This window comes from Pseudomonas sp. SMV71 (genome assembly GCF_052042015.1).
Lineage (GTDB): Bacteria > Pseudomonadota > Gammaproteobacteria > Pseudomonadales > Pseudomonadaceae > Aquipseudomonas.
In genome coordinates this window covers 88978-111795 of record NZ_JBKGGU010000008.1, presented here as the reverse complement: position 1 = coordinate 111795, position 22818 = coordinate 88978, and the positions used below count along the sequence as shown (strand labels likewise).

The window sequence follows — 22818 nt, the reverse complement described above, 5'->3', positions numbered from 1 at the left end:
AGCCCTGTTCGGGCTCCTTCCCGTTTGACCGGGAAGGACATCAGACTAGTCGAGACTGGCCTTAATGGTTTTCTTCGTGCGCCATCGACAGGTAGACGATGGTCAGCATCATGAAGATGAACGCCTGCAGGGTGATGATCAGGATGTGGAACACAGCCCACGCCCACTGCAGTGCTACGCCCAGGCCGCTGAGCCAGAGCAGGCCGCTGCCGAACATCACAGCGATCAGGATGAACACCAGCTCGCCGGCATACATGTTGCCGAACAGACGCAGGGCCAGAGAGATAGGCTTGGCGATCAGGGTCACGAATTCCAGCAGGAAGTTCACCGGGATCAGCAGGGCTTGAACCAGGATGTTCTTGCTGCCGAACGGATGCAGGGTCAGTTCGCCGATGAAGCCGCCGATGCCCTTGACCTTGATGCTATAGAAAATGATCAGTGCGAAAACCGAGAATGCCATGCCCAGGGTCGCGTTCGGGTCGGTGGTCGACACGGCGCGGAATGGGATGTGGTGATCACCGGAGATCAGGATGGCCAGTTGAGGAATCCAGTCGACCGGTACCAGGTCGACGGCGTTCATCAGGAACACCCAGACGAAGATGGTCAGGGCCAGCGGTGCGATCACCGGGCTACGGCCATGGAAGCTGTCCTTCACGCTGCCATCGACGAACTCGACCAGTACTTCCACGAAGTTCTGCAGTGCGCCAGGCTGACCGGAGGTCGCTTTCTTCGCCGCCATGCGGAAAAGGAAGACAAAGATCAGGCCCAACGCGACCGACCAACCGAGGGTATCGACGTGGAAAGCCCAGAAGCCCATTTCCTTGGCCTCTGCTGCGGAGTGGGCAAAGCCCCAGCCGCCGTTGGGTAGCTGACCGAAAGTCAGGTTCTGCAAGTGGTGCTGGATATAGCCCGAAGCGGTTGTCTCTGCCATGGTTGCCTCAAACGCCCTAAGGTCTCGAAAGTCTTGTTCTCATCAGCAGGGGAGCGAACCAGCTGACCAGTTGGGTCAGCACGAAGACGCCGAATACAACCAGCGGCGCCAATGGCTTCACACCTGCAAACGTCAGTGCAAACAGCACTGCCGTCAAAATCAGTTTCCCCGCCTCGCCGGCATAAAAAGACCGGACGATAGCCTGGGCTGCTCGGGCGCCGGAAAACCGAAAGGCCCTGTGAGCAAAGTAAATATTGGGAAGCAAGGCTATCAGGCCTCCGCAAAGACCTGAGTATCCGGCGACGACGCCTTTCCATTGCCAGAGCGCCAACGTGGCGATCAGAACAACGATGAGCTGAGTCATCAAAACCGGGAAAACTGCCAGACGATGGAACGGCAAGCGGTTTGGCGTGCGGGTTTCCATCGCTTTTGCTCTCCAAGGGTCGGCTGCCATATTTCAATAACTTGGCATAATTTGTGCCGACAAAATGCGCGCAGAGTATAGGGGCGGTTCTGCCCCTATTCAACTGTCAGGTAGTGATTTCCGACTGGGCGCTACAAGCGCAATTGTTTCAGCGAATGTGTGCAAGGACACCTTGCAGCTCATCAAGGGAGTTATAACCGATCACCAGTTGCCCCTTGCCCTTCTTGCCGTGACGAATCTGCACCGCAGAGCCCAGGCGCTCGGCCAAACGCTGTTCCAGGCGAGCGATATCCGGATCAGGTTTGGGGGCTTCGACAGGGGCCGGTTTCCCACCGAGCCACTGACGAACCAATGCCTCAGTCTGGCGCACGGTCAGACCGCGTGCGACAACATGTCGCGCCCCTTCAACCTGTTGATTTTCCGGCAAACCGAGCAGCGCACGGGCGTGCCCCATTTCCAGGTCACCGTGGGACAGCATGGTCTTGATGACTTCCGGCAGCGCGATCAACCGCAAGAGGTTAGCGACGGTCACGCGGGATTTGCCCACCGCCTCGGCCACCTGTTGCTGGGTCAGCTGGAACTCCTGCTGCAAACGCTGCAGGGCCACCGCCTCTTCGATCGGGTTGAGATCTTCGCGCTGGATATTCTCGATCAGCGCCATGGCAATGGCGGTTTCATCCGGCACATCACGCACCATCGCCGGGATGGTTTCCTGACCGGCCTGCTGGCTGGCGCGCCAGCGGCGTTCGCCGGCAATGATCTCGAAACGTCCGCTGCCGATGGGACGCACCACGATCGGCTGCATGACGCCCTGGGTCTTGATCGACTGGGCCAGTTCTTCCAGCGCCTGCGGATCCATGTCGCGGCGCGGTTGGTATTTGCCACGCTGGATCAGGTCCAGCGGCAAGTGCTGCAGCTCACGCTCATCGGCCTGCACCGCCTGCTCTTCCAGGGAGCTGACGGTCGGACCACTGAGCAGTGCATCCAGTCCACGTCCGAGACCTCGTTTCTTGACGGCCATCAGGTTTCCTTAAGTTGGCTGGGCTGCAGCGATGCGTGGATTGCGGCGCTGGCGGCGAACCATCTCGCCCGCCAGGGCCAGATAGGCCAGTGCACCACGCGATTGTTTATCGTAGGCCAGGGCAGGCATGCCGTAGCTCGGCGCTTCGGCCAGGCGGATGTTACGCGGGATGACCGTGTCGTAGAGCTGCTCGCCGAAGTGTTCCTTGAGCTGGGCCGAGACGTCGTTCATCAGGCTCAGGCGCGGGTCGTACATGGTCCGCAGCAGGCCTTCGACCTTCAGGTCCGGATTCAGCAGTTCGGCGATGCGCTTGATGTTATCCACAAGGTCGCTCAAACCTTCCAATGCAAAGTACTCGCACTGCATGGGGATAATCACCCCATCGGCGGCCACCAGGGCATTGAGGGTGAGCATCGACAATGACGGCGGACAGTCAATCAGGATGTAGTCGTAGTTTTCCCGGATCGGCGCCAGGGCGCTGCGCAAGCGGCTTTCCTTCATCTGCATTTCCAGCAGCACCACTTCGGCCGCCGTCAAGTCACGGTTGGCCGGCAGCAGCTGATAACCGCCGTGTTCGGAAAAATGCATGGCCTGACCCAGATCGCATTCACCGATCAGTACGTCGTAGATGGAGTTTTCCAGGCCATGTTTATCCACACCGCTACCCATGGTGGCGTTGCCCTGTGGATCGAGGTCGATCAGCAGCACCCGACGCTTGGTCGCGACCAGGGATGCTGCGAGGTTGATGCAGGTGGTGGTCTTGCCCACGCCGCCTTTCTGGTTCGCTATCGCGAATACCTTAGCCATTCTTGCTTGTGTTCCCAATCATGCCGTGCGGCGCAGTATCAGCAGATGGCGTTGGCCTTGGCAACCGGGTACGGCCAAGGCGTGTTCGCTATCGAGGTGGAAGTCTGCCGGCAATGCTACCAGCTCATCGGCCGGATGAACGCCCTTCATTGCCAGCCAGCGCGTATCGGCGTCACCCAGGTGGCGAGTCCAGTTGCTGAAATTTTCCATGCTGCTGAACGCACGGGAAATAATCCCGGTGAACGGTTGCGTCGGCTGGAACGCTTCGACGCGACTGTGGATAACTTGCAGGTTATCCAACTGCAGCTCGAGTTTGACCTGAGTCAGGAAACGGGTTTTCTTGCCGTTGCTGTCCAGGCATGTCACTTGCGACTCGGGAAACAGGATCGCCAGAGGAATGCCCGGCATCCCGCCGCCACTGCCCACATCCAGCCAGCGACCGTTCTCGATGAAAGACATCACACTGAGGCTGTCGAGCAAATGCCGCGAGACCATTTCATCCGGATCGCGCACGGCGGTCAGGTTGTAGGCCTTGTTCCATTTGATCAACAGCGCCAGATAACCCAGCAATTGCGCATGCTGGGCTTCGCTCAGGCTGACGCCAAGTTGACGAGCTCCTGTGGATAACTCTTCAGCGTGTTGCGAGGTGACCATCGAACTCAAGCGCTTTGCTCCAGCTGGCGGCCGGCGCCGCGTTTTTTCAAATGAATCATCAACAGGGAAATCGCCGCCGGGGTCACGCCCGGGATGCGCGAAGCCTGGCCCAGAGTCTCCGGTCGGGTAGCACCGAGTTTGCTCTGGATCTCCTTCGACAAACCGGAGATACCCGTGTAATCGATATCCACAGGCAGCTTCGTATCTTCACTGGCGCGCAGCCGGGCGATCTCGTCCTGTTGGCGGTCGATGTAACCGGCGTACTTGGTCTTGATCTCGACCTGTTCTGCCACCTGCGGATCTTCTGCGCCCTGCCCGGTGACATCCACCAATCCGGCGTAATCGATTTCCGGGCGGCTCAACAGATTGAGCAGGTTGTATTCGTGGGTCAGAGGCGTACCGAATCTTGCGGCGATTGCATCGCCCTGCTCGGTACCGGGACGAACCCAGGTGCTTTTCAGGCGCTGCTCTTCCAGCTCGATGCCTTCACGTTTCTTGCAGAAGGCGGCCCAACGCACATCGTCCACCAGCCCCAGTTCGCGACCTTTCTCGGTCAGGCGCAGATCGGCGTTGTCTTCACGCAGGATCAGGCGATATTCCGCACGGGAAGTGAACATCCGATACGGTTCCTGGGTACCCAGGGTGATCAAGTCATCCACAAGCACACCGATGTAGGCTTCATCGCGCCGCGGGCACCAGCTGTCCTTGCCTTGAGCACGCAGCGCGGCGTTGGCACCGGCCAGCAGACCTTGGGCGCCGGCCTCTTCATACCCCGTGGTGCCGTTGATCTGTCCGGCGAAGAACAGACCACCGATGACCTTGGTCTCGAGGCTGTATTTCAGGTCACGCGGGTCGAAATAATCGTATTCGATGGCGTAGCCCGGGCGAACGATGTGGGCATTCTCCATACCGCGGATCGATTGCACGATCTGCAATTGCACATCGAACGGCAGGGAGGTGGAAATCCCGTTCGGGTACAGCTCGTGGGTGGTCAGGCCTTCCGGTTCGATGAAGACCTGATGGCTTTCCTTGTCGGCAAACCGATGGATCTTGTCTTCGATCGACGGGCAATAGCGTGGGCCGACCCCTTCGATCACGCCGGAATACATCGGCGAACGATCAAGGTTGGCCGCAATGATCTCGTGGGTGCGGGCATTGGTGTGGGTGATCCAGCAGCTTACCTGTTGCGGGTGTTGCTCTTTCGATCCCAGGAACGACATGACCGGGATCGGCGTATCGCCGGGTTGCTCGGTCATCACCGAGAAATCCACAGACCGGCCGTCGATGCGCGGTGGCGTACCGGTTTTCAGGCGACCGACACGCAGCGGCAACTCTCGCAGGCGCTGGGCCAGTGCGATCGAGGGCGGATCACCGGCGCGGCCACCGGAATAGTTCTGCATGCCGATGTGGATAAGTCCGCCGAGGAAGGTCCCGGTGGTCAATACCACGGAATCTGCGAAGAAACGCAGGCCCATCTGGGTAACGACGCCGCGTACCTGGTCTTGCTCGACGATCAGATCATCGGCCGCTTGTTGAAATATCCACAGGTTCGGCTGGTTTTCCAGGATTTCGCGCACAGCAGCCTTGTACAAGACCCGGTCGGCCTGGGCGCGAGTAGCGCGCACGGCAGGGCCTTTGCGGCTGTTCAATACGCGGAACTGGATACCACCCTTATCGGTGGCCATGGCCATCGCGCCACCCAGGGCATCGATTTCCTTGACCAGATGGCTCTTGCCGATCCCACCAATGGCGGGGTTGCAGCTCATGGCGCCGAGGGTTTCCACGTTATGCGTCAGCAATAGGGTCTTGGCCCCCATGCGCGCTGATGCAAGTGCTGCCTCGGTACCGGCATGACCGCCGCCGATGACGATCACTTCAAAACGGGAAGGGAAATCCACCACGCACCTCGTGCCTGCTTAATTCAGGTAATTCGGAAAATAGGTTTGGCTCTGGCCTTGGGGCGTTTTTGGAGCCAGGTCGGCAAGTATAGGGACTTCGCCCTTTCTAAAGAACCCTTTGCACAAAATTTAACCAGCTGTGGAGAACTGGGGGTAAAAAAAATAAAAAAGAAAGAAATTTATAAAACCTTTGTTTTTATGTTTATTCTTAGGCCGCGACCAATCTGTGGATAAAGCTTTGCAGGCCTTTTATTTCAATATGTACAGCGATCCAAAAGCCTGTGGTCATCTGGCAATGAGGGGCTTGGATAACCGGTGTAAGCCTGTGGATGAATGACGCTGTTATCCACAGAGGCAATTATCTTCAGTTTTGAAGGCCGTTTATCAACCGACCTCAGCGGCAGTTATTCACAGGGCTTACCCTCAAGAAATCATCGTCCACAGGCCAACCGCCATGTTGGGCAATCAGCGAAAAAGAGGGTGGGCCGGGTTCGCACTGACTCGATGCGCTTTCGAGTGCTCCCCCGGCTGGGTGGATGGGGTTATTTACCGATGCAGAAGCTGGAAAATATCCGCCCCAGCAGGTCGTCCGAGCTAAACGCCCCAGTGATTTCCCCTAAGGAATGCTGCGCCTGGCGCAAATCTTCGGCCAGCAGCTCTCCAGCTCCCGCCAACGTCAGCTGCGCACGACCGTGTTCCAAGGCGGCACTGGCATCGCGCAGCGCCTCAAGGTGCCGGCGGCGGGCACTGAAGCTGCTTTCCGAAGTTTGTTCGTAGCCCATGCAGGCCTTGAGGTGTTCACGCAGCAATTCCAGCCCTTCACCCGCCGATTTCGCGCTCAGGCTGATGGTCACGTGACCGTCATCACTGACTTCGAGGGCAATCGCTTCCCCGGTCAGGTCGGCCTTGTTGCGAATCAGGGTGACTTTCGCAGGATCGGGGCGGACCTCAAGGAATTCGGGCCACAAGGCAAAGGGATCATCTGCTTCAGGCGCAGTGGCATCCACCACCAGCAAAACCCGATCAGCTTCACCGATGGCCTTGAGTGCCCGTTCGACGCCGATTTTTTCCACCTGGTCATCGGTATCGCGCAAACCGGCAGTATCCACTACGTGCAGGGGCATACCATCGATGTGGATATGTTCACGGAGGATGTCCCGAGTGGTGCCAGCAATCTCAGTGACGATCGCCGCTTCGCGGCCGGCCAAGGCATTCAGCAGGCTGGATTTGCCGGCATTCGGTCGTCCAGCGATGACCACGGTCATTCCATCGCGCAGCAAGGCCCCTTGTCCTGCTTCACGCAGTACTGTGGATAACTGTTCGCGGACTTTATCAAGCATGCTCAGAACGTGGCCGTCGGCGAGAAAGTCGATTTCTTCTTCCGGGAAATCGATCGCGGCCTCGACATAGATCCGCAGGGCGATCAATTGTTCGGTGAGGTTATGCACACGCTGGGAAAAAGCCCCCTGCAAGGAGCGCAATGCGTTGCGAGCGGCTTGGGCGGAACTGGCTTCGATCAGATCGGCAATCGCCTCGGCCTGGGCCAGGTCGAGCTTGTCATTGAGAAAGGCCCGTTCGCTGAATTCCCCCGGCCGGGCCAAGCGGCAACCCAGTTCAAGGCAACGTTTGAGCAACATGTCCAGCACGATGGGGCCGCCGTGTCCTTGCAACTCCAGCACGTCTTCGCCGGTGAATGAATTCGGGCCCGGGAAATACAAGGCCAGACCTTCATCCAGAACTTGCTGGTCGTCGCTGAAAAACGGGCCGTAATGCGCGTATCGCGGCTTGAGTTCACGACCGCTGATAGCCTTGGCCGCGACACTGGCCAACGGCCCGGAAATACGGACGATGCCGACACCACCGCGACCTTGGGCGGTGGCAACGGCAGCGATGGTTTCACGCGGTGTGCTCATAAACCGATATCCAGACAAAAGTGACAGATAGCAAAACGCCCCACTAGGGGGCGTTTTGTGTGGTTATCCACAGAGCAAGTTACGCCTCGGCTTTTTTCGTCGCCGCTTCGATCTTACGCGTGATGTACCACTGCTGAGTGATGGACAACACGTTGTTCACAACCCAGTACAGCACAAGACCGGCCGGGAACCACAGGAAGAAGAAGGTGAAGATGATTGGCATCATTTTCATGACCTTCGCCTGCATCGGGTCCGGAGGGGTCGGGTTCAATTGCTGCTGGATAAACATGGTCGCGCCCATGATGATCGGCAGTATGAAGAACGGATCCTTGATCGACAGGTCGGTAATCCACAGCATGAACGGTGCCTGGCGCATCTCCACGCTTTCCAGCAGAACCCAGTACAGCGACAGGAACACCGGCATCTGTACCAGAATCGGCAAGCATCCACCCAGCGGGTTGATCTTTTCTTTCTTGTACAGCTCCATCATGGCCTGGGACATTTTCTGCCGGTCATCGCCATGCTGTTCTTTCAGGGCGGCCAGCTTCGGTGCCACTGCGCGCATGCGGGCCATGGACTTGTAGCTGGCAGCCGACAATGGGAAGAACAAGCCCTTGATCAGCATGGTCAGGAAGATGATCGACCAGCCCCAGTTACCGACGATGCTGTGGATATGTTGCAGCAACCAGAAGATCGGTTGGGCAATGAACCACAGGAAACCGTAGTCCACAGTCAGTTCCAGACCTGGGGACAACTCTTTCAGCACGGCCTGGCTCTTCGGACCGGCGTACAGGATCGCGCTGGTTTCGACTTTTCCACCGGGTGCAGCGGTCAATGTCGGACCGGTATAACCGATGATGAAATTGCCTTTGCTGTCTTTACGCGTCTGGACGATGTTGCTGTCGCCCTTCTGCGGAATCCAGGCAGTTACAAAATAATGCTGCAACCAGGCAACCCAACCGCCTTGGACGGTTTCCTTGAGCTGCCCCTTGTCCATGTCTTTCATGGACACTTTCTTGTACGGCTCCGAACTTGTCCACAGGGCGGCGCCCAGGTAGGTCGCGGTACCGGTGGCGGTGCTGGACGACGGATCATCACTGGCGTCGCGCTTGAGTTGCGCAAACATCGCGCCCGACCAAGGCTGGGCGCTCTGGTTGTCGATCAGGTAGGAGACCGTCACGTCATACAGGCCACGTTTCAAAGTGAAACGCTTGATGTAGTTGACGCCGTCCTTGCTGAACTTCAGGTCGACGACCAATTGATCCTGGCCGTCAGCCAGTTGATAGGTCTTCTTCTCGGCAGAGTAAACCGGGCGTCCAGCCGGGTTGGAGTCCGGGCCATTGGTGCCGATCAGGCCGCTTTGGGCCAGATAGGTCCGCTCGTTCCCGTTGTCGAACAACTGGAACGGGATTTCCGGATGATCCTGGCGACGCGGGTACAGCGGTAGCTTCAACTGCGCAACGTCACCACCTTGTGGATCGATTGCCAGTTCGAGCACATCCGTCTTGACCTGGATAAGGTCTTTGCTTGCAGCCGCGGGGGCTTCGGCGGGAGCGCTGGTTTCGCTTGCGGCGCGCGGAATGTCGTCGTTGCTGGCAGCGGCGTTGCCGGCAGGTACATCCGGCAGGCTCGGTGCTGTATTGCTGGCTGCAACATTCTGAGTCGGCAGGGCAGCCTGGCCATAGTCCTGGTTCCATTTAAGGACCATGACATAGGACACGATTGCCAGGGCGACGATCAGGATCGTGCGTTTGATATCCATGATTACTCGGCCATCGAAGAAGAACGGGAGGTAGGGATAGGCGGAACCGGGTCATAACCGCCGGGGTTCCACGGATGACAGCGACCTAAACGACGAAAGGTCAGCCAGCCACCGCGCAGGAGACCATGATTTTCTATGGCTTCATACGCGTAGCAGGAACAACTGGGGTAGAAACGACAGTGGCTGGCCATCAAAGGACTAATGGCGTAGCGATAAAACTGGATCGGAACGAGTGCCAGTTTACGCATCGGGACTGTCTACCCCTACAGTTTCGGTGCTGGCAGCTGGAGCGGATACCGGCTTGTTACGTGCCAGACGCTTCCAGAGCTTGCCGAAATGCTGAATCAATTCGGGGTTTTCTACGTCACCCAAACCTTTGCGCGCGACGATAACGATGTCCCACCCGACCAGGGCTTGCTGGTTCAGGCGAAACGATTCGCGCATCAGACGTTTGAGGCGATTGCGCTGAACGGAGAGCTTGACGCTCTTTTTCCCGATAACCAACCCAAGTCGGGGGTAATCGAGATCATTGTTGCGCGCAAGGAGCAGGAGATTTTTCCCCGGAACCTTGCCGGTAGGGGAGTCAAAGACTGCCTTGAAATGCCGGGGAGTAAGCAGACGCTTTTCCCGACTGAAGTCCTGACTCACCTCCAGTGCCGGATTATCAAACTGCCAGACGCGCACGACCTTTGGCGCGACGACGCGACAGGACGGCACGACCGTTCTTGGTAGCCATGCGAGCACGGAAACCGTGGGTACGAGCGCGTTTGATAGTGCTTGGTTGGAAAGTACGTTTCATGTCGTGTTACCTGGTTCGTCCACAACGGGCCGGAATGGCCCCCGTTTTAAGAGACCGGGGATTCTAGAGAAAGCAAGCCTCTAGGTCAATTTCCAACCAACGTTTCCTTTAAATAGATATCCGGCCTCAGGACGGCTTCCTCATCGGAGCCAGATATAGAAATAAAGAAGGGAATTATTTAAAGCTTTTCTGTAAAGCTTATAAAAGCTAGGTGGCCTGCCGTCTGTGGATAACCCCCTGCAGACCTTTGGATTCAAGCTGTACAGAGAATGACAACTACAGGGGAAAGCAGTGACAAGCCTGTGCTGCGCCCTCGGATAAGCTGTGAGCTGAAAGATCAGTTATCCACAGGCGGGTTATCCACCGGGTTTGACCCGGACTTGTACAAAGACCTCAAGCTTGGTTATCCACAGAGCTTATCCACTGACCGCCGGTCGCCTTTCTTGTCCGTAAGACATTGATAAATACTGGGCGAACAGCAACCTGCGTGTGGATAAGTGACCGACTGATCGCTACAATGGCCGCTTGTTTTTGCCTCACCGGCTTTCAACTTAGGGGATATCCGTGTCAGTGGAACTTTGGCAGCAGTGCGTAGATCTTTTGCGCGATGAGCTGCCTGCCCAACAATTCAACACTTGGATCCGTCCACTACAGGTCGAAGCCGAAGGCGACGAGTTGCGTGTCTATGCACCGAATCGTTTCGTTCTCGATTGGGTCAACGAAAAGTACCTGGGCCGGGTCATGGAGCTCCTCGACGAGCACGGCAATGGCATGGCGCCTGCGTTGTCCTTATTGATAGGCAGCAAGCGCAGCTCTGCACCGCGAGCCGCCCCCAATGCGCCGCTGGCGGCGGCGGCCTCCCAGGCTCAGGCGGCTGCGGCACCTGTCAATAACCATGCCGCGCCTGCCTCGACGCCTGCGCCGAACAAGCGCAACGCACAAAAGGTAGAAGAGGTCAGCGAAGAGCCATCTCGGGATAGCTTCGACCCCATGGCCGGCGCCAGCAGCCAGCAGGCACCGGTACGGGCCGAACAGCGCACCGTCCAGGTCGAAGGCGCACTCAAGCACACCAGCTACCTGAACCGGACCTTCACTTTCGAGAACTTCGTCGAAGGTAAATCCAACCAACTGGCCCGAGCGGCCGCCTGGCAGGTCGCGGACAATCCCAAGCACGGCTATAACCCGCTCTTCCTTTATGGCGGCGTGGGCTTGGGTAAGACCCACTTGATGCATGCCGTGGGCAACCATCTATTAAAGAAGAACCCGAATGCCAAGGTCGTGTACCTGCATTCCGAGCGCTTCGTAGCCGACATGGTCAAGGCGTTGCAACTGAACGCGATCAATGAATTCAAGCGCTTCTACCGTTCGGTAGACGCCCTGCTGATCGACGATATTCAGTTCTTCGCTCGCAAGGAGCGCTCCCAAGAAGAGTTTTTCCACACCTTCAACGCCTTGCTTGAAGGTGGGCAGCAGGTCATTCTCACCAGCGACCGTTACCCCAAGGAAATCGAGGGCCTCGAAGAACGCCTCAAGTCGCGTTTCGGTTGGGGCTTGACGGTGGCCGTCGAGCCACCGGAGCTGGAAACCCGGGTCGCGATCCTGATGAAGAAGGCCGACCAGGCCAAGGTCGAGCTTCCCCACGACGCTGCGTTTTTCATCGCTCAGCGGATCCGCTCCAACGTGCGTGAGCTCGAAGGTGCCCTCAAGCGGGTGATTGCCCACTCCCACTTCATGGGGCGCGACATCACCATCGAGCTGATTCGTGAGTCGCTGAAAGATCTTCTGGCCCTCCAGGACAAGCTGGTGTCTGTGGATAACATCCAGCGAACTGTTGCCGAGTACTACAAGATCAAGATTTCCGACCTGTTATCCAAGCGCCGTTCGCGCTCGGTAGCCCGTCCGCGCCAGGTGGCCATGGCATTGTCCAAGGAACTGACCAACCACAGCCTGCCGGAAATCGGCGATGTGTTCGGCGGCCGCGACCATACCACCGTGCTGCACGCCTGCCGCAAGATCAACGAACTTAAGGAATCCGACGCGGACATCCGCGAGGACTACAAGAACCTGCTGCGTACACTGACCACTTGATGACCACCAGCGCAGCTTATTAAGGCAAGGGACTAGACCATGCATTTCACCATTCAACGCGAAGCCCTGTTGAAACCCCTGCAACTGGTCGCAGGCGTCGTCGAACGCCGCCAGACCTTGCCGGTACTTTCCAACGTGCTGCTGGTTGTCGAAGGCCAGCAACTGTCGCTGACCGGTACCGACCTGGAAGTCGAGCTGGTCGGTCGCGTGCAGCTTGAAGAACCTGCCGATCCGGGTTCCATAACCGTGCCTGCGCGTAAGCTGATGGACATCTGCAAAAGCCTGCCCAACGACGCGCTGATCGACATCAAGGTCGATGAGCAGAAGCTCGTGGTCAAGGCCGGCCGCAGCCGTTTCACCTTGTCGACCCTGCCGGCCAATGACTTCCCGACCGTGGAAGAAGGCCCGGGCTCGCTGACCTGCAGCCTGGAACAAAGCAAGTTGCGTCGTCTGATTGAACGCACCAGCTTCGCCATGGCCCAGCAGGACGTGCGCTATTACCTCAATGGGATGCTCCTGGAAGTATCCGCTGGCGTTATCCGCGCAGTTGCTACCGACGGACACCGCCTGGCGATGTGCTCGATGCAGGCCGATATCGGTCAGCCAGATCGCCATCAGGTGATCGTGCCGCGCAAAGGTATTCTAGAACTGGCGCGCCTGCTGACCGAGCCGGACGGCAACGTCAGCATCGTGCTGGGCCAGCACCATATCCGGGCCACCACCGGTGAATTCACGTTCACGTCGAAACTGGTGGACGGCAAATTCCCGGATTACGAACGCGTGCTGCCCAAAGGTGGCGACAAGCTGGTATTGGGCGATCGCCAAGCCCTGCGCGAAGCTTTCAGTCGTACCGCGATCCTGTCCAACGAGAAGTATCGCGGTATTCGTTTGCAACTGGCCAATGGTCAACTGAAGATCCAAGCGAACAACCCGGAGCAGGAAGAAGCGGAAGAAGAAGTGGGCGTTGAATACAACGGCGGCTCTCTGGAGATCGGCTTCAACGTCAGCTATTTGCTTGATGTGCTGGGCGTAATGACCACGGAGCAAGTGCGTCTGATCCTGTCTGACTCCAACAGCAGTGCGCTGGTGCAGGAGTCCGATAACGACGATTCGGCTTACGTTGTCATGCCGATGCGTCTGTAATCATGCCCAGCAGAAGCTAGATGTCTCTAAGTCGCGTCTCGGTCACCGCGGTGCGCAATCTGCACCCGGTGACCTTCTCCCCCTCCCCTCGCATCAATATTCTTTACGGCGCCAACGGCAGCGGAAAAACCAGCGTCCTGGAAGCCGTGCACCTGCTCGGGCTTGCCCGTTCGTTTCGCAGCACCCGCTTGTTACCAGTGATCCAGTACGATCAATTGGCGTGTACGGTGTTTGGGCAGGTGGAACTGGCGGAAGGCGGTCATAGTGCGTTGGGGATATCCCGTGACCGGCAGGGCGAGTTCCAGATCCGCATCGACGGGCAGAATGCGCGCAGCGCCGCGCAACTGGCGGAAATCCTGCCGCTGCAGTTGATCAACCCGGACAGCTTCCGCCTGTTGGAAGGCGCGCCGAAGATTCGTCGACAATTTCTCGACTGGGGCGTGTTCCACGTGGAACCGCGTTTCATGAGCACCTGGCAGCGCTTGCAGAAGGCGCTGCGCCAGCGAAACTCTTGGCTGCGGCATGGTACACTTGACGCCGTTTCGCAAGCGGTTTGGGACAGGGAGCTGTGCCAGGCCAGCGCTGAAATCGATGAATACCGCCGCGCTTATATCAAAGCCTTGAAACCGGTCTTCGAGCAGACCTTGAGCGAGCTGGTTGAGCTTGAAGGTCTGACGCTCAGCTACTACCGAGGCTGGGACAAGGATCGGGAACTGAGCACCGTGTTGGCTGGCTCGCTGCAGCGGGACCAGCAGATGGGCCACACCCAGGCCGGACCACAACGCGCTGACTTGCGCCTCAGATTGGGCGCAAACAATGCCGCGGACATCTTGTCCCGGGGGCAGCAGAAGTTGGTAGTGTGCGCCCTGCGTATCGCCCAGGGGCACTTGGTCAGCCAGGCCCGTCGCGGTCAGTGTATTTATCTGGTGGATGACTTGCCGTCCGAGCTGGACGAAGCCCACCGCCGCGCATTGTGCCGCTTGCTGGAAGACTTACGCTGCCAGGTTTTTATCACCTGTGTAGATCACGAATTACTGAGGGAAGGCTGGCAAATGGAAACGCCGGTCGCTCTGTTCCACGTGGAACAGGGCCGTATCACCCAGACCCACGACCATCGGGAGTGAAGGCATTGAGCGAAGAAAATACGTACGACTCAACGAGCATTAAAGTGCTGAAAGGCCTGGATGCCGTACGCAAACGTCCCGGTATGTACATTGGTGACACCGACGATGGCAGCGGTCTGCACCACATGGTGTTCGAAGTCGTCGACAACTCCATCGACGAAGCTCTCGCCGGATACTGTGACGACATCAGTATTACCATTCACCCGGATGAATCCATCACCGTACGTGACAACGGTCGTGGCATCCCGGTAGACGTGCATAAAGAGGAAGGTGTCTCCGCCGCCGAGGTCATCATGACCGTACTGCACGCTGGCGGTAAGTTCGACGACAACTCCTACAAGGTCTCCGGCGGTCTGCACGGTGTAGGTGTCTCGGTGGTGAATGCGCTGTCCGAGGAATTGGTGCTGACGGTTCGCCGCAGCGGCAAGATCTGGGAACAGACCTATGTCCACGGCGTACCACAGGCGCCCATGGCGATCGTTGGCGACAGCGAAACCACCGGCACCCAGATTCACTTCAAGGCTTCCAGCGAAACCTTCAAGAACATCCACTTCAGCTGGGACATTCTGGCCAAGCGGATTCGTGAGTTGTCCTTCCTTAACTCCGGCGTTGGCATCGTCCTCAAGGACGAGCGCAGCGGCAAGGAAGAGCTGTTCAAGTACGAAGGAGGCCTGCGGGCGTTCGTCGAATATCTGAACACCAACAAGACTGCGGTCAACCAGGTGTTCCACTTCAACATCCAGCGTGACGACGGCATCGGCGTGGAAATCGCCCTGCAGTGGAATGACAGCTTCAACGAGAACCTGTTGTGCTTCACCAACAACATTCCGCAGCGTGACGGCGGCACCCATCTGGTGGGCTTCCGTTCGGCGCTGACCCGTAACTTGAACAACTATATCGAGCAGGAAGGCCTGGCGAAGAAGCATAAGGTCGCCACCACCGGTGACGATGCCCGTGAAGGCTTGACGGCCATCATTTCGGTGAAGGTTCCGGATCCGAAGTTCAGCTCCCAGACCAAGGACAAGCTGGTATCTTCCGAAGTGAAGACCGCGGTCGAACAGGAAATGGGCAAGTACTTCTCCGACTTCCTGCTGGAGAACCCGAACGAAGCCAAACTGGTGGTCGGCAAGATGATCGACGCCGCCCGCGCCCGTGAAGCGGCGCGCAAGGCCCGTGAGATGACCCGCCGCAAAGGCGCCTTGGACATCGCCGGCCTGCCGGGCAAACTGGCTGACTGCCAGGAAAAGGACCCTGCCCTCTCCGAGCTTTACCTGGTGGAAGGTGACTCCGCTGGTGGCTCCGCCAAGCAGGGTCGCAACCGTCGCACCCAGGCCATCCTGCCGCTCAAGGGTAAGATCCTGAACGTCGAGAAGGCGCGCTTCGACAAGATGATCTCCTCTGCCGAAGTCGGCACGCTCATCACCGCGCTGGGCTGTGGCATCGGCCGCGAAGAGTACAACATCGACAAGCTGCGCTATCACAACATCATCATCATGACCGACGCCGACGTCGACGGTTCGCACATCCGCACCCTGTTGCTGACCTTCTTCTTCCGTCAGTTGCCCGAGCTGATCGAGCGTGGCTACATCTATATCGCCCAACCGCCGCTGTACAAGGTCAAGAAAGGCAAGCAAGAGCAATACATCAAAGACGACGACGCCATGGAAGAGTACATGACGCAGTCGGCGCTGGAAGATGCGAGCCTGCACCTGAACGAAGACGCCCCCGGTATCTCTGGCGAAGCCCTCGAGCGCCTGGTCAACGACTTCCGGCTGGTGATGAAGACCCTCAAGCGCCTGTCGCGTCTTTATCCACAGGAGCTGACCGAGCACTTCATCTACCTGCCGGCCGTCAGCATGGAGCAGCTGTCCGATCACGCCGCGATGCAGGATTGGCTGGCCCAGTACGAAGCCCGCCTGCGTACCGTCGAGAAATCCGGGCTGGTCTACAAAGCCAGCTTGCGTGAAGACCGCGAACGTAACGTCTGGCTGCCAGAGGTCGAACTGATCTCCCACGGCCTGTCGAACTACGTCACCTTCAACCGCGACTTCTTCGGCAGCAACGACTACAAGACCGTGGTCTCCCTCGGTGCGCAACTGAGCACCCTGTTGGATGAAGGCGCTTATATCCAGCGCGGCGAACGCAAAAAATCGGTCACCGAATTCAAGGAAGCCCTTGAGTGGCTGATGGCTGAAAGCACCAAGCGCCACACCATCCAGCGATATAAAGGGTTGGGCGAAATGAACCCGGACCAACTGTGGGAAACCACCATGGACCCAGGCTCGCGCCGGATGTTGAAGGTAACCATCGAAGACGCCATTGGCGCGGATCAGATCTTCAACACCCTGATGGGTGATGCGGTCGAGCCACGCCGAGACTTCATCGAGAGCAATGCGTTGGCGGTGTCCAACCTGGACTTCTAATTCCTCGCCAGCACGTGCGATAAAAAAGCCAACGCCTAAAGCGTTGGCTTTTTTTTACGTCTTTATTCAATGCACCGTTCTGAAACCGAACGGTCAAAAACCGGGTAACCCGGTAACACTTTGGAACAAAGCCTTCATCCTCAACGACTTGCAAATCTTAGTAAACCCCCGGAACCACGGGATCTCAGTTTTTCTGGCGTAAAACTTGCGTGCTGAATAAACAACACATCGTTTTTTTAAATTTACAGAAGACGATGGCAAGAGGCGGTACGAATAAATCCAATTCCAAGGGTAGTCTCAATGAGTGGTACGCAAGCTTCCAACAACCTGGAGCAAGGGCTTAAGCCCCGTCATGTGACGATGCTCTCCATTGCCGGCGTGATTGGCGCTGGTCTTTTCGTGGGTTCCGGCCACGCAATCGCAGCGGCCGGGCCGGCTGTGCTGCTGGCCTATGCGGCAGCCGGTGCGCTGGTGGTGTTGGTGATGCGCATGCTCGGCGAAATGGCCGTAGCCTCGCCGGACACCGGTTCTTTCTCGACTTACGCGGATCGGGCGATCGGGCATTGGGCCGGTTTCACCATCGGCTGGCTCTACTGGTGGTTCTGGGTGTTGGTGATTCCGTTGGAAGCCAACGCGGCCGCGACCATCCTGCATGCCTGGTTCCCGAACGTGACGATCTGGGTTTTCACCCTGGTGATCACCCTTCTGCTGACGGTTACCAACCTGTTCAGCGTGAAGAACTACGGCGAGTTTGAATTCTGGTTCGCTCTGGTCAAGGTCATCGCAATCATTGGTTTCGTGGCCCTGGGCGCGCTGGCGATCTTCGGTTTGCTGCCGACCAGCCAGGTCAGCGGTGTTTCGCACCTGTTCGATACCCAAGGCTTCCTGCCAAACGGCATGGGTGCGGTACTGGGCGCGATCCTGACCACCATGTTCTCGTTCATGGGCACCGAGATCGTGACCATTGCGGCTGCCGAATCGAAGAATCCGGGCCAGCAGATTTCCACGGCGACCAATTCGGTGATCTGGCGGATCGGCCTGTTCTATCTCGTGTCGATTTTCATGGTCGTGTCGCTGGTGCCATGGAACGATCCGATGCTTGCCAGCGTGGGTTCCTACCAGACCGTGCTGGAACGCATGGGCATCCCCAACGCCAAGCTGATCGTCGATATCGTGGTGCTGGTTGCGGTGACCAGCTGCCTGAACTCGGCGCTGTACACCGCTTCGCGCATGATGTTCTCGTTGGGCAAGCGTGGCGATGCGCCGGCGGTTTCCCAGCGCACCAACAAGAGCGGTACGCCTTACTGGGCAGTGATGCTATCGACCGCTGCCGCGTTCCTGGCAGTATTCGCCAACTACGTGGCTCCGGCCGCCGTGTTCGAATTCCTGTTGGCGAGCTCGGGCGCCATCGCTCTTCTGGTGTACCTGGTTATTGCGGTGTCGCAGTTACGGATGCGCAAGCAGCGTATGGCCCGCGGCGAAAAAATCGCCTTCAGCATGTGGCTGTTCCCTGCTCTGACCTACGCGGTCATTGTGTTCATCGTCGGAGCGCTGACCATCATGCTGTTCCAGGAAGCCCATCGCGTGGAGATCCTTGCGACTGGCCTGCTTAGCATTCTGGTGGTGGCGTGCGGATTGCTGTTGCAGCGTCGTCGGGGTACGGACGCAGGACGCCTGGCGCAAACGATCGGGTGAAAACTCATTGTGGCGAGGGAGCTTGCTCCCGCTGGATCGGGCTGGGGCTCCAGCGTGGAGCGCTCAATAAAAGGGGCTGCTTTGCAGCCCAGCGGGAGCAAGCTCCCTCGCCACGAATTCAATCAGTCGCTTCTCTAGCTTGCGACTGATGCTTCACTCCCCACCGTCACACTTTCCAACCGATACCCATATCCGTAGATCGTCACCAACTGCCAACCCCGATCCGCTGTCAGCCCCAACTTATTGCGCAGGCGATAGATATGCGTGTCCAGCGGTCGGGACGAGGTCATTTCCTCGTGGGTCCAGAAACGTTCGTAGAAATATTCCCGGGACAGTGGCCGGCCAAGGTTGGCGAACAGGCAGCGGGCCAGCCGGTATTCCCGTTCAGTCAGGCTGATGGGGACGTCGGCGCGGGTGACGGTCAGCTCGGCGTCGTCGAACGCCAGGTCGTTGAAAACCAAGACTTCACTGGCTGGCGTGCGTTGCAGGTTGTGGCGACGCAGCACGGCGGTGACCCTGGCCTTGAGTTCGTTGGGTCTGAAGGGTTTGCTCACATAGTCGTCGGCGCCGGCGTTGAGGGCCTGGACGATGTCATGTTCGCCGTCACGGCTGGTGAGCATGATGGCAGCCGGCGGCGCGTCCATGTGCTCGCGGGTCCAGCGTAACAGTGCCAGACCGCTGATATCCGGCAATTGCCAGTCGAGGATCAACAGATCGAAGGTTTCCCGGCGCAGCTGTCGCAACAGGTCCTCGCCGCGCTCGAAGCAGTGCATTGTCCAGGCTGGCTCGCCCCTGGCGGAAATGTGGTGCAGCGTCTGTTCTACCCGGCGCAACTCGGCCGGTTCGTCATCCAGTATGGCGATACGCATGGAACGCGATTTCCTTATCTCGGAAGTAACGGACAACTCAGGTGGCGCTGCATGGCAATGGCCCCTGTCGCTGGCTTGCGACAATACCGGCTCGCGACAGGCAGGGAAAGGCAGCAGCGCACCGCCCATCGAGTCCGCTATAGTCATGAGCTTTCAGCTTGTCGGTTCGCCTCCTCCTCCATGAAACATTATCCTGCCATGAACCACCCGCGCCGCCGTGAAAGTCGTGAGCCTACCCAGGTCCAGCGCTTGTTTCGCCAATTGGTGCGCGAATGGTTGTGGATAAGTCTGCTGCTGTTGCCACCGACGGCCCTGCTCTCTTACACCAGCCAGACTCGCGACGGTGCAGGCGCGGCCGCGTTGTCGGTACTGCTGGTGGCGGGTGTGTTGGGGCTGCTGTTGTTGCGTCCGCGTCTGGCGCTGTGGTCGACGGTCGGTGGAATGAGCCTGGCCTTGTTGATCAGTGCCCTGCTGGAAGCAGAGGACTGGGAGTGGTCGCCCATGGCCAGTGTGTTGGGCATGCTGTTTGGCTATCTGATCTGGAACTGGCGGCGCCTGAGCGTGGTGCTGGCCTATTTCGGCTGGGAACTGGCGCGCCTGGATGCGGAGCCCAAGGTGTTTCCCGAACGCCGTCGTGCGCCTTATACCGGCAGTGACCGTTTGCAGGGCCAGATCATGGCCCTGGAACAAGCCATGAGTCGAACCCGAGATACCCGGCGCTTTATTGCCGACGGCCTGGAATACCTGCCCGTGGCAACCATGATCTGCGATCCCCAAGGCAAATTGCTGCTCGGCAACCGCAGGGCCCGTGATCTGTTCGGTCATGGCCTGGCCGGTGGCGATGTGGTGGAGTACCTCGCGCAATTGGGTTATCCAGGGCTGGAGCGCGGCGCGCAGCATCGTTTATCGACCTTGCCCTTGGTGGAGTTCCGCGACATTCGCGAACGCAGCCTGCGTCTGGAACGGGCGGCGCTGTTGCCGGTGGAAGGTGATGCACCGATTGGTTGGTTGCTGAGCCTCACGGATCTGAGCGCCGAACGCGAAGTTGAAGAGCAGCGCAGCGTGATGCTGCGCTTTCTATCCCACGACTTGCGTGCGCCGCACTCGGCCATCCTGGCGTTGCTGGACGTGCAGCGGCATCAGGCGGGCGGCGATCAACCGGTGTTTGATCAGATCGAGCGTCAGGTCCGGCGTGCCTTGGAACTGACTGACGGCTTCGTGCAGTTGGCCAGGGCCGAATCCGAGGCTTATCAATTTCAGCCGACACTGTTTGCAATGCTGGTGCTGGATGTGATCGACCAAGCCTTGCCCCTGGCCCAGGCCAAGCGCATCCGCTTGACGCATCAACTGGACAACGAAGAGGTGATGGTCAGGGCGGACCAATCCTTGCTGACCCGGGCGCTATTCAATCTGTTGGAAAACGCCATCAAGTACAGCGCACCCGAGACCTGTATTTCATTGCAGGTCTACGGCAGGGAGGATTGGCTGGTCTGCGAAGTCATGGACCAGGGCAAGGGCATTGAACCGCAGGAGTTGCCGGACCTGTTCTGTCAGTACAGACGGTTTTCGTCAGCTCACGGCGTGGATGGTGTTGGCTTGGGGCTGTCCATGGTCAAGGCTGTGATCGATCATCACGGTGGGCAGATCGAATGCCGGAGCGTGGTGGGTGAGGGCACCACATTCAGTATGAGGCTTCCGATGCTGGAAGATTGAAGGACCGCAGCGTCGTTGTAGCTGCGATCCGAAACGCTATAAAAACTTATGCACCTGCTCTGAGGTTTTATGTGTTTATGAAATATGTATATAAAACATAGAGTTACTGCATAAGAATCGAAGTTTCAGGAAAAACGGTACACAGGTTATCCACAGAACTCAAACAGCAAGTTGATCGGTCGCCGCCGGTGCTGCGGCTGCCGGAGGCAACGAACCCATCTCGCGTTGGGTCTGTTCGTTCCAGGTCTGGACCCGGTCATTGAGATCGGCGATAGCGCGAGGCCCCGTGCCTTCGGCGTACATCGGTGCGCCGATGATTACCGTGATGGTTCCTGGCTTTCTGTTCCACCCAGCCTTGGGCCAGAATTTGCCGGCATTGTGTGCAATCGGCAATACAGGAAGCCCGGCGTTGACCGCCAATGCCGAACCGCTGCGGGAGAATTTGCCCACCGTTCCATAAGGCACGCGGGTGCCCTCGGGGAATATCAGTACCCAGACATTGTCCTTGAGCAATTCGTCCCCCTGCTTCGCCACTTGCTTGAGCGCAACCTTGGGGTTGTCGCGATCAATGGCAATCGGTCGCAGCATCGCCATGGCCCAGCCGAAGAAGGGCACGAACAGCAGCTCGCGCTTGAGGACCTGGCTCAACGGTTCGAAATAGGCAGAGAGAAAGAACGTCTCCCAAGTGCTCTGGTGGTTGGACTGGATCACGCACGGGCGGTCAGGCACGTTCTCGGCGCCCTTCACTTCATAGTGAATGCCCAGGAAAACCCTGCTCAGCCACAGGGCGCAGCGGCACCAGTACACGTTGATGAAACGGTAGCGCGCCTTGAACGGCAGGAAAGGCGCGACAAAAAAACTCAAGGTGCACCACAGCAAGGAGCTGGTGCCCAACAGCAGGTAAAAGAGAAAGGTTCTGATGGCCTGCAATATCGACATAGCGGCGTTTACCGTTGCGGGCAATGCCCGCCTGTTCAAGCGCTTCCCGAACAATCCCTGATCAGGATGTCTTGGGAGCCCTAGTTGTGGATAAGTTCAGCGGCAATCGCCGCCAGATCGTCAAAAATCAAGGTGCCTACCGGCAGGGTCTTGCCCAAGGTCTTCTGGCCTTTTCCGGTCTTTACCAAAACTGGCTGACAATCGACGGCCTTGGCCGCCTCCAGGTCACCGAGGCTGTCGCCGACGAACCACACACCCGCCAGTGCCACGTCGTAATGCGCGGCAATGGTTTTCAGCATGCCCGGCTTGGGCTTGCGGCAATCGCAGCCTTCATCCGGCCCGTGTGGGCAATAAACGATCAAGCCGACCTCGCCGCCCTGCTCCGCCACCAGTGCACGCAAACGCTCGTGCATGGCCTCCAGCACGGCCAGGTCGTAGTAACCGCGAGCAATGCCCGACTGGTTGGTGGCGACCGCCACCGTCCAGCCGGCCTTGCTCAACTGCGCGATGGCTTCGATCGAGCCTTCGATCGGCAACCACTCCTCCACCGATTTGATGTAAGCGTCGGAGTCGTGATTGATCACCCCGTCCCGATCGAGAATCAGCAGTTTCAAG

General features: G+C 58.3%; 20 protein-coding genes. 6 read left to right on the top strand and 14 right to left on the bottom strand.

The genetic code is table 11. The features are described from left to right. Nucleotides 1–61: 61 nt before the first annotated feature. The 11 genes from atpB to rpmH form a co-directional block, all read right to left on the bottom strand. Nucleotides 62–931, bottom strand: a complete 870-nt coding sequence (atpB, locus tag ACLEJQ_RS10355; RefSeq protein WP_047703951.1) for a F0F1 ATP synthase subunit A — start codon at nucleotides 929–931, stop codon at nucleotides 62–64. A gap of 16 nt (nucleotides 932–947) precedes the next feature. Next, on the bottom strand, nucleotides 948–1355 hold the full coding sequence (locus ACLEJQ_RS10350) for a F0F1 ATP synthase subunit I (protein ID WP_440794602.1): 408 nt from the start codon (nucleotides 1353–1355) through the stop codon (nucleotides 948–950). A gap of 148 nt (nucleotides 1356–1503) precedes the next feature. Continuing rightward, complete coding sequence (locus tag ACLEJQ_RS10345) at nucleotides 1504–2376, bottom strand: ParB/RepB/Spo0J family partition protein (RefSeq protein WP_440794600.1); 873 nt, start codon at nucleotides 2374–2376, stop codon at nucleotides 1504–1506. 9 nt (nucleotides 2377–2385) lie between these two features. Continuing rightward, nucleotides 2386–3183: a ParA family protein gene (locus ACLEJQ_RS10340; RefSeq protein WP_245145415.1), complete on the bottom strand. Its 798-nt coding sequence runs from the start codon at nucleotides 3181–3183 to the stop codon at nucleotides 2386–2388. A gap of 18 nt (nucleotides 3184–3201) precedes the next feature. Beyond that, nucleotides 3202–3837 carry a 16S rRNA (guanine(527)-N(7))-methyltransferase RsmG gene (rsmG, locus tag ACLEJQ_RS10335; RefSeq protein ID WP_440794790.1) on the bottom strand — a complete coding sequence of 212 codons (636 nt, stop codon included), beginning with the start codon at nucleotides 3835–3837 and terminating at the stop codon, nucleotides 3202–3204. 5 nt (nucleotides 3838–3842) lie between these two features. Further along, on the bottom strand, nucleotides 3843–5735 hold the full coding sequence (gene mnmG, locus ACLEJQ_RS10330) for a tRNA uridine-5-carboxymethylaminomethyl(34) synthesis enzyme MnmG (RefSeq protein WP_440794598.1): 1893 nt from the start codon (nucleotides 5733–5735) through the stop codon (nucleotides 3843–3845). A gap of 542 nt (nucleotides 5736–6277) precedes the next feature. After that, nucleotides 6278–7648: a tRNA uridine-5-carboxymethylaminomethyl(34) synthesis GTPase MnmE gene (gene mnmE, locus ACLEJQ_RS10325; protein WP_440794596.1), complete on the bottom strand. Its 1371-nt coding sequence runs from the start codon at nucleotides 7646–7648 to the stop codon at nucleotides 6278–6280. Nucleotides 7649–7727: 79 nt separating this feature from the next. After that, nucleotides 7728–9410, bottom strand: a complete 1683-nt coding sequence (yidC, locus tag ACLEJQ_RS10320) for a membrane protein insertase YidC (RefSeq protein ID WP_440794594.1) — start codon at nucleotides 9408–9410, stop codon at nucleotides 7728–7730. Nucleotides 9411–9412: 2 nt separating this feature from the next. Further along, nucleotides 9413–9658 carry a membrane protein insertion efficiency factor YidD gene (yidD, locus tag ACLEJQ_RS10315; RefSeq protein ID WP_010465488.1) on the bottom strand — a complete coding sequence of 82 codons (246 nt, stop codon included), beginning with the start codon at nucleotides 9656–9658 and terminating at the stop codon, nucleotides 9413–9415. Beyond that, nucleotides 9651–10058: a ribonuclease P protein component gene (gene rnpA / locus ACLEJQ_RS10310; protein ID WP_440794788.1), complete on the bottom strand. Its 408-nt coding sequence runs from the start codon at nucleotides 10056–10058 to the stop codon at nucleotides 9651–9653. Before rnpA ends, yidD begins: the two co-directional genes overlap by 8 nt. A gap of 16 nt (nucleotides 10059–10074) precedes the next feature. Further along, nucleotides 10075–10209, bottom strand: coding sequence for a 50S ribosomal protein L34 (gene rpmH / locus ACLEJQ_RS10305; RefSeq protein ID WP_003213577.1), 135 nt, complete (start codon nucleotides 10207–10209; stop codon nucleotides 10075–10077). A 564-nt stretch (nucleotides 10210–10773) separates the two neighbouring features. Here rpmH and dnaA point away from each other — a divergent pair. The 5 genes from dnaA (at nucleotide 10774) to gabP (ending at nucleotide 18682) form a co-directional block, all read left to right on the top strand. Continuing rightward, nucleotides 10774–12297, top strand: coding sequence for a chromosomal replication initiator protein DnaA (dnaA, locus tag ACLEJQ_RS10300; RefSeq protein ID WP_440794593.1), 1524 nt, complete (start codon nucleotides 10774–10776; stop codon nucleotides 12295–12297). Between the two features lie 39 nt (nucleotides 12298–12336). Next, complete coding sequence (gene dnaN, locus ACLEJQ_RS10295) at nucleotides 12337–13440, top strand: DNA polymerase III subunit beta (RefSeq protein WP_030132563.1); 1104 nt, start codon at nucleotides 12337–12339, stop codon at nucleotides 13438–13440. Nucleotides 13441–13460: 20 nt separating this feature from the next. Then, nucleotides 13461–14564: a DNA replication/repair protein RecF gene (recF, locus tag ACLEJQ_RS10290; protein WP_440794590.1), complete on the top strand. Its 1104-nt coding sequence runs from the start codon at nucleotides 13461–13463 to the stop codon at nucleotides 14562–14564. Between the two features lie 5 nt (nucleotides 14565–14569). Further along, the gene (gene gyrB, locus ACLEJQ_RS10285; RefSeq protein WP_440794588.1) at nucleotides 14570–16987 is read left to right on the top strand and encodes a DNA topoisomerase (ATP-hydrolyzing) subunit B; all 2418 of its coding nucleotides are present in this window, start codon (nucleotides 14570–14572) and stop codon (nucleotides 16985–16987) included. Nucleotides 16988–17287: 300 nt separating this feature from the next. Next, nucleotides 17288–18682 carry a GABA permease gene (gabP, locus tag ACLEJQ_RS10280; RefSeq protein WP_440794586.1) on the top strand — a complete coding sequence of 465 codons (1395 nt, stop codon included), beginning with the start codon at nucleotides 17288–17290 and terminating at the stop codon, nucleotides 18680–18682. A gap of 134 nt (nucleotides 18683–18816) precedes the next feature. On the opposite strand, the gene ACLEJQ_RS10275 is transcribed toward gabP, so the two are convergent. After that, nucleotides 18817–19551: a response regulator transcription factor gene (locus ACLEJQ_RS10275; RefSeq protein WP_440794584.1), complete on the bottom strand. Its 735-nt coding sequence runs from the start codon at nucleotides 19549–19551 to the stop codon at nucleotides 18817–18819. 198 nt (nucleotides 19552–19749) lie between these two features. On the opposite strand from ACLEJQ_RS10275, the gene ACLEJQ_RS10270 reads away from it, so the two are divergent. After that, nucleotides 19750–21264, top strand: coding sequence for an ATP-binding protein (locus ACLEJQ_RS10270; RefSeq protein WP_440794786.1), 1515 nt, complete (start codon nucleotides 19750–19752; stop codon nucleotides 21262–21264). 159 nt (nucleotides 21265–21423) lie between these two features. On the opposite strand, the gene ACLEJQ_RS10265 is transcribed toward ACLEJQ_RS10270, so the two are convergent. Next, nucleotides 21424–22203 (bottom strand): lysophospholipid acyltransferase family protein, encoded by a 780-nt coding sequence (locus ACLEJQ_RS10265; protein ID WP_440794582.1) that lies wholly within the window; start codon nucleotides 22201–22203, stop codon nucleotides 21424–21426. A gap of 80 nt (nucleotides 22204–22283) precedes the next feature. Beyond that, nucleotides 22284–22817, bottom strand: coding sequence for a D-glycero-beta-D-manno-heptose 1,7-bisphosphate 7-phosphatase (gene gmhB / locus ACLEJQ_RS10260; RefSeq protein WP_440794580.1), 534 nt, complete (start codon nucleotides 22815–22817; stop codon nucleotides 22284–22286). Between the last annotated feature and the right edge of the window lies 1 nt (nucleotide 22818).

What these genes read in the sequence shown, in the direction of transcription:
- atpB (WP_047703951.1), bottom strand. Translation starts at nt 931, where the DNA reads ATGGCAGAGACAACCGCTTCGGGCTATATCCAGCACCACTTGCAGAAC.
- ACLEJQ_RS10350 (WP_440794602.1), bottom strand. Translation starts at nt 1,355, where the DNA reads ATGGAAACCCGCACGCCAAACCGCTTGCCGTTCCATCGTCTGGCAGTT.
- ACLEJQ_RS10345 (WP_440794600.1), bottom strand. Translation starts at nt 2,376, where the DNA reads ATGGCCGTCAAGAAACGAGGTCTCGGACGTGGACTGGATGCACTGCTC.
- ACLEJQ_RS10340 (WP_245145415.1), bottom strand. Translation starts at nt 3,183, where the DNA reads ATGGCTAAGGTATTCGCGATAGCGAACCAGAAAGGCGGCGTGGGCAAG.
- rsmG (WP_440794790.1), bottom strand. Translation starts at nt 3,837, where the DNA reads ATGGTCACCTCGCAACACGCTGAAGAGTTATCCACAGGAGCTCGTCAA.
- mnmE (WP_440794596.1), bottom strand. Translation starts at nt 7,648, where the DNA reads ATGAGCACACCGCGTGAAACCATCGCTGCCGTTGCCACCGCCCAAGGT.
- yidC (WP_440794594.1), bottom strand. Translation starts at nt 9,410, where the DNA reads ATGGATATCAAACGCACGATCCTGATCGTCGCCCTGGCAATCGTGTCC.
- yidD (WP_010465488.1), bottom strand. Translation starts at nt 9,658, where the DNA reads ATGCGTAAACTGGCACTCGTTCCGATCCAGTTTTATCGCTACGCCATT.
- rpmH (WP_003213577.1), bottom strand. Translation starts at nt 10,209, where the DNA reads ATGAAACGTACTTTCCAACCAAGCACTATCAAACGCGCTCGTACCCAC.
- dnaN (WP_030132563.1), top strand. Translation starts at nt 12,337, where the DNA reads ATGCATTTCACCATTCAACGCGAAGCCCTGTTGAAACCCCTGCAACTG.
- recF (WP_440794590.1), top strand. Translation starts at nt 13,461, where the DNA reads ATGTCTCTAAGTCGCGTCTCGGTCACCGCGGTGCGCAATCTGCACCCG.
- gabP (WP_440794586.1), top strand. Translation starts at nt 17,288, where the DNA reads ATGAGTGGTACGCAAGCTTCCAACAACCTGGAGCAAGGGCTTAAGCCC.
- ACLEJQ_RS10275 (WP_440794584.1), bottom strand. Translation starts at nt 19,551, where the DNA reads ATGCGTATCGCCATACTGGATGACGAACCGGCCGAGTTGCGCCGGGTA.
- ACLEJQ_RS10270 (WP_440794786.1), top strand. Translation starts at nt 19,750, where the DNA reads ATGAACCACCCGCGCCGCCGTGAAAGTCGTGAGCCTACCCAGGTCCAG.
- ACLEJQ_RS10265 (WP_440794582.1), bottom strand. Translation starts at nt 22,203, where the DNA reads ATGTCGATATTGCAGGCCATCAGAACCTTTCTCTTTTACCTGCTGTTG.